The organism is Alcanivorax sp. HI0044 (assembly GCF_001634945.1).
On the sequence record NZ_LWEZ01000546.1, the window covers coordinates 1 to 5,909 of the forward strand.

The 5,909-nt window shown below is 59.9% G+C and carries 7 protein-coding genes and 1 pseudogene; 1 reads left to right on the forward strand and 7 read right to left on the reverse strand.

What is annotated here, in order from left to right:
* Positions 1–264: pseudogene (locus tag A3730_RS06495) on the reverse strand (oligopeptidase A); the annotation flags it as partial.
* 212 nt (positions 265–476) lie between these two features.
* On the opposite strand from A3730_RS06495, the gene A3730_RS06500 reads away from it, so the two are divergent.
* Entirely contained in the window at positions 477–1,013 is a 537-nt protein-coding gene (locus A3730_RS06500; protein WP_063520812.1) for a gamma carbonic anhydrase family protein, read from the forward strand.
* 130 nt (positions 1,014–1,143) lie between these two features.
* Here A3730_RS06500 and A3730_RS06505 read toward each other — a convergent pair whose 3' ends face one another.
* From A3730_RS06505 to dprA, 6 genes are all read right to left on the reverse strand, one after another.
* Positions 1,144–2,124, reverse strand: a complete 981-nt coding sequence (locus A3730_RS06505) for a lipid A deacylase LpxR family protein (protein ID WP_063537744.1) — start codon at positions 2,122–2,124, stop codon at positions 1,144–1,146.
* Between the two features lie 61 nt (positions 2,125–2,185).
* Positions 2,186–2,614, reverse strand: coding sequence for an ion channel (locus tag A3730_RS06510; RefSeq protein ID WP_063520814.1), 429 nt, complete (start codon positions 2,612–2,614; stop codon positions 2,186–2,188).
* Between the two features lie 24 nt (positions 2,615–2,638).
* Complete coding sequence (aroE, locus tag A3730_RS06515) at positions 2,639–3,475, reverse strand: shikimate dehydrogenase (protein WP_063520815.1); 837 nt, start codon at positions 3,473–3,475, stop codon at positions 2,639–2,641.
* Entirely contained in the window at positions 3,472–4,380 is a 909-nt protein-coding gene (gene hemF, locus A3730_RS06520; RefSeq protein ID WP_063520818.1) for an oxygen-dependent coproporphyrinogen oxidase, read from the reverse strand. The genes aroE and hemF overlap by 4 nt, the downstream gene beginning before the upstream one ends.
* Positions 4,381–4,409: 29 nt before the next feature.
* Positions 4,410–4,958 carry an L-threonylcarbamoyladenylate synthase gene (locus tag A3730_RS06525; protein WP_063520816.1) on the reverse strand — a complete coding sequence of 183 codons (549 nt, stop codon included), beginning with the start codon at positions 4,956–4,958 and terminating at the stop codon, positions 4,410–4,412.
* Between the two features lie 64 nt (positions 4,959–5,022).
* On the reverse strand, positions 5,023–5,909 hold an 887-nt coding region (dprA, locus tag A3730_RS06530; protein ID WP_063537746.1), incomplete at its 5' end, for a DNA-processing protein DprA.

Sequence of the window (5,909 nt, forward strand, 5' to 3'; positions counted from 1 at the left end):
ACTGTTGTAGGCATTGCGCAAGGCTTCATTCTGGGCCACAGCATTCAAATGCCCGGCCGGGCCGAAAGCCTTGCCAAGTCGGTCATCTTCCTGGTCCAGCGCCTGTACCAGATGCGCGTAGTCGAAGTTTCCCTCCGCCAGCACCTGCTCAATACGGGCACGGCCCTCTGCCACCAGCTGCTCCACGGCAGGAAGTACATGCTCGGGCTGGATCTGTGAAAAAGGAGGAAGTGCCGGGTAATCAATCAGCGGATTGTTGCTCATGGGTGTCCTGTCCTGCTCCGGGTTCAGCGTGTGTCTGCGCGGCTGGCAACCGATGGCGAGCGGTATCGTCCGGCTGCAACAGCGTCTGGAATATCAGCCACTTGCTTAGCAGAAAAACGCCAAGCAAGATCAATATGGCTATCAGTATACGAGCGGGCGTCTGCAAAAGGTGCCCCTGTAACCATGAATTTGAACTATCGAGTGTATCAGTGATGGGGATTCGCCGCTTTGAAGACAAGGCCCCGCAGTTGGGTAAACGGGTATATGTGGACGAGGACGCTACGGTGATCGGCGAGGTCACTCTGGGCGACGATTGTTCCGTGTGGCCGAAGGCGGTAATCCGTGGCGACATGCATGCCATCCGCATTGGCGCCCGGGTCAGCATTCAGGATAACGCAGTGCTGCACATTACCCACGACTCCACCTTCAACCCCGGCGGCTTCGGGCTGCAGATCGGCGACGATGTGACCCTCGCTCACCAGGCCATGCTGCACGGCTGCACCCTGGGCAACCGAGTCATGGTGGGCATGCAGGCGATCATCATGGACGGCGCCATCGTGGAAGACGATGTCATCGTCGCCGCCGGCTCCCTGGTCGGGCCGGGCAAACGTCTGGAAAGCGGCTATCTGTATCGCGGTCAACCCGCGCGACAGGTGCGTCCACTCACCGAGGAAGAGAAAGCCTTTTTGCCCTATGTGGCGGGGAATTATGTGCGCTTGAAAGACCGGTATTTGAAAAGCAGCAGCTAGCGACGAGCAGCTAGCTGCCAGAAAAACATTAAACCGGCCGTAGAAATCACCGATCTCAAGGAACTTTTCCGGTTTTGTCTGTTTTTTTTCGTAGCTCGTAGCTCGTAGCTCGTAGCTCGTAGCTCGTAGCTCAGATCTGCCACATGAAGGACATATTGCCGAAGCTGAAGGTGTCATCGCTGCTACGCAGGGGCGATGTGGAACTTTGCAGTGTCAGGGTGAACGAAAAACGGTCCCAGTGAACACCACCGCCCAACACTAACCCCAACACGCCATCGCGGGCTTCCACATCGTATTCTTCGGCATGGTGTTCCAGGTAGGAGTAACCGATGTATTCACCGAAGCTGGCCACAAACGCTTCCCAACCAAACCCGCTGCCATCGAACAGGCCCACCAGTGAACCGGCCGTGCCGATGCCGGCATAATCGGGAATAAAGTTGCGCGGCAGGTTTCTGCCCACCCGGAGAAACCCGCCCGCCGTTGCCGTCCCATGGAAGTTGTTGGCATCCACGCCCCAGGCATACCCCAGCTCGCCCTGAAATCCCGCGTCCCATTGGAACTGGTGAAAGCGGCGGGCGTTAATAAAGTAAGCACCACCGATCAGGTCTGTTCCCAGCTGGTTATCCCAGCCCTGCGGTTCGGTGGAGCCGGTTACCTTGTGGACCAGTTTCTGGCTTTGCTCCGCCCCGGACTCCGGGCCGACCACACCCAGACGCACGCCGTAACCAAACAGGCTGTCGCCGTTCCAGCTGAACAAACCCATCTCCAGACTGCTGTATCCCGCATAGGGCAAGTCCGCGTAATTGGGGGCGCTTTGGCTGATATCGCCCGGGGTGATCATGACCTGTTCCAGACTCAGCGTCAGGGCATGTTTCTCATCATCCAGGCTGATACCCGGCAAGGGTGACAACACGCCCGCCAGACCACAGGTAACACTGCCATTACTGTCGCAATGGTCATGGGCATCGCCCACCCAGCTAATTCGCACACCATTGGTGTACTGCCCATCAGCACCGACGAACAGGTCGTTATCCCAGGAGAAACCCAGCGTGGAAGCCAGCACCGGCAGCGGTAAATAAACGCTTAATAACAGAACAAAACGCAGGGACATACTTCACCCAGTGATAACGGGCTCAAGAGCCCCGAGCACGTACGATACCGTCGAAACGTGATTAAAAACGCCAGCGGCGCTGCATCACCAGAAACGCAAACGACGCAGACCAGGTTATCAGTATCAAACCATTCAGCGCTTGCACCCCGGCAATCAAACGCAGGGTACCCACCGGGAACAGATCCCCCAGCCCCAGAGAGGTATAGCAAGCGGCAGAAAAATACAGGTGGTCAAGAAAGCTGCCGTTCACCGCCCCACCAATACCCATGGCGGTGTCCCCCACATCCAGCAGCAGGTACACCCAGGCATAGAGGCTGATTTCCACCATATGGGCCGCGAACATGGCGATAACAACCACCAGGATTTCACCCCGAAAATCCGGCCAACGTTTAAGCAGGCCAGACAGCCCCGCCAGCGTCCAGTAATGCAGGGTCACCGTGGTCAGCACCATGGCCAGGCTGACCACGGAGGCATACACCACTTCGTACATTACCGCGCCATCGCTCATGGCAGGCTAGCGCAACGAGGCCATGACAGGGGCCGTATCCGGGCGCCAGCCACGCCAGATCTCAAAGGCTTCGGCAGCCTGTTCAACAAGCATACCCAGCCCGTCCGCCGTGGCCGCCGCGCCTTGCTGCTTTGCCCAGCGCAGGAACGGTGTCGGCTCATTGCCATAGACCATGTCATAAGCCACCGCGCCCTCTGCCAACAAGCCATCCGGCAGCGCGGGCATCTCGCCTTGCAAACCGGCGGAGATGGCATTGATGACCAGATCGAACTGGCCCATGAGATTATCCAGGCCGCCGCCCAACACCGGCGGCCCTTCGCCTTTCATCACGTTGGCGGCCAGCGTTTCCGCTTTCTCTTTGCTTCGGTTGGCAATGCGCAACAAGGTGGGCTCTTCCGCCAGCAACGGCCCCAGCACACCGCGTACTGCCCCGCCTGCGCCCAGGATCAGCACCCGTTTTTTACGGATGCTCCAGCCCTGATTGTCGCAGATATCTTTCACCAGCCCGGCGCCATCGGTGTTATCGCCGTGCAACTGCTCGCCATCCCACCACAGGGTATTCACTGCACCGGCCTGGTCGGCTCGCTCGGTGATGGCATCGCACAATGCAAAAGCCTGTTCTTTGAAGGGTACCGTGACATTGGCGCCCAACCCGCCGGCATTCCGAAAAGCCTGAACCGCGCCGGCAAAATCATCCAACGGCGCTTCACGCTTTTCATACTGCACAGCGTCGCTACGCTGAGCGGCAAACGCATGGTGAATATCCGGCGAGCGGGAATGACTCACTGGATTGCCAAAAACACAATATAACCCAGCCTCTAACGCGGTTTTCTCAGCCGTCATACCCACTCCCGGTGAATCAAAAATTTCTGGTAAAGCTCAATCTCGGCACTGCCTGGCTCGGGGTGGTAATCGTAGTCCCATCGCACCAGCGGCGGCAGTGACATCAGGATGGACTCGGTACGTCCACCGGATTGCAGACCAAAAATCGTGCCGCGGTCGTAAACCAGATTGAACTCCACATAGCGGCCGCGACGGTACAGCTGGAACTGACGCTCGCGCTCGCCATAATCGTGGTCTTTACGGCGCGCCAGGATCGGCTGATAGGCGGGCACATAGGCATCGCCCACACTGCGCATCAGGGCAAAGCTGGTGTCGAAATCAAAGCGGTTCAGATCGTCAAAGAACAAGCCGCCCACACCACGGGGCTCATCCCGGTGCTTGAGATAAAAGTAGTCATCACACCAGGCTTTGAATTCCGGGTAGATCTCGCTACCGAACGGTTCACAGGCGTCGCGGGCCGTCTGGTGCCAATGCACAACGTCTTCTTCAAAACCATAGTAGGGTGTCAGATCGAAGCCGCCGCCAAACCACCACACCGGGTCTTCACCGTCTTTTTCCGCCACGAAAAAACGCACGTTGGCGTGGCTGGTCGGTGCATAGGGATTTTTCGGGTGGATCACCAGCGACACGCCCATGGCCTGAAAGCTGCGCCCGGCCAATTCGGGACGGGCTGCCGTGGCAGAGGGCGGCAACTGATCGCCAAACACATGGGAAAAATTGACCCCGCCTTTTTCGATCACCGCGCCATTTTCCAGCACCCGGCTACGGCCGCCGCCACCCTGTTCGCGCTCCCAGCTGTCTTCACGGAAGGTGGCGGAGCCATCTTCGGCGCCCAGTGCCTCGCAGATACGGTCCTGCAGATCCAGCAGGTAGTCTTTCACCGCCTGCAGTGAAACCTCTGACATGGTGCTTTCCCCGGATGCGGTCGGTGTGTTCACGGGCGCAAAATGCGCCCGCTTTCCAGATCAATAATGGTAGAGGGTTTGCTCGCCCGGTCACAGGCGCCGCTGACAATAAAGTCGAGTTGATCGCCCAGCTGCCGGGCCACCTGATAGCGATTGCGCGCTGCCGGGCGGCCGCTGATGTTGGCGCTGGTGGAAATGATCGGCTGCCCGGCCAACCGGCACAGCTGGCGAGCCAGCGGATGGTCCGGCACGCGCACCGCCACCTTGCGATGCTTCCCGCGCACCCAGCCGGGCAGATGTTCATTGGCCTCAACCAGATAGGTCACCGGCGCCGGCCATTGCTGCTGCAACCGGGCCGCCTGCTGGTCGTTCAGGCGCAGATACGGCGCCAGCTGCGCCAGGGTTTCACCAATCAGAATCAGCCCTTTGCTCACCGGCCGCTGCTTGATGGCCAGCAGCTGCATCACCGCGTCCTGGTTGAACGGGTCGCAGCCAAGGCCGTAGACGGACTCCGTAGGGTAGGCGATTACCCCGCCCGCCTGAATAATCTGTGCCGCGCTGAGCAGATGCTGGTCCATGACGACGCCCTGAAAGCAAAAGCGGCAAATTACCCTGCACGGCCCGGCGACTCAAGTCTGCCGATCAGACATCGCTGGTCTGGCGTTTCAGATAGCCCCCCGCCACCCGTTCTACCCAGCCCTCCAGCTCCAGATCCGCCAGCTGCCCGGCCAGCTCGGGCATGGGCATCCCGGTACGCTCCTGCAACGCATCCAGCGAGTTCAGGCCACTGGTCAGGTGGGCAAGCAGCGCCGGCGGGTCGCAACGAATGCCACTGGCTTCCACGCTACGCTGGAAATCCCCAAAGGCCTGAAAAATATCGTCCACGGACTCCAGCCAGTTGGCGCCATCGCGCAACAACTGGTGGCAACCCTTGCTGAGTGGATTATGGATACCGCCCGGAATCGCAAACACTTCACGCCCCTGGGACAGCGCCGTCCGTGCAGTGATCAGCGACCCACTCTTGATGGCTGCCTCCACCACAATGGTGGCCAGGCTGAGCCCACTGATAATGCGATTACGCATGGGAAATTGAGCCGGCAGCGGGCGCGCGCCCGGTGCAAATTCCGATACCAGCGCCCCGCCGTTCTCCACAATCTGGCTGGCCAGCAGGCCATGGCGGGGCGGGTAGATACAATCCGGGCCACTGCCCATGACCGCCACCGTGCGCCCGGCACTCACCGCACCGCGATGAGCGGCCGCATCAATGCCCAGCGCCAGGCCACTGACAATGACAAAGCCACTACCAGCCAGCTGGCGGGCAAAGCGGCGGCTGTTGTCGAGGCCGTCCGCAGAGGCATTGCGCGCCCCCACCATGGCCAGCGAAGGCGCATTTAATGCTTCCACGCTGCCGCGCACGGCAATCACGCCGGGTGGGTCGTTGATCTGTGCCAGCAACGGCGGGTAGTCCGCATCCCCCAGCGCAATCCAGCGCCAACCCTGCTCACGCAGTTGCTCAAAGTACACGGGCA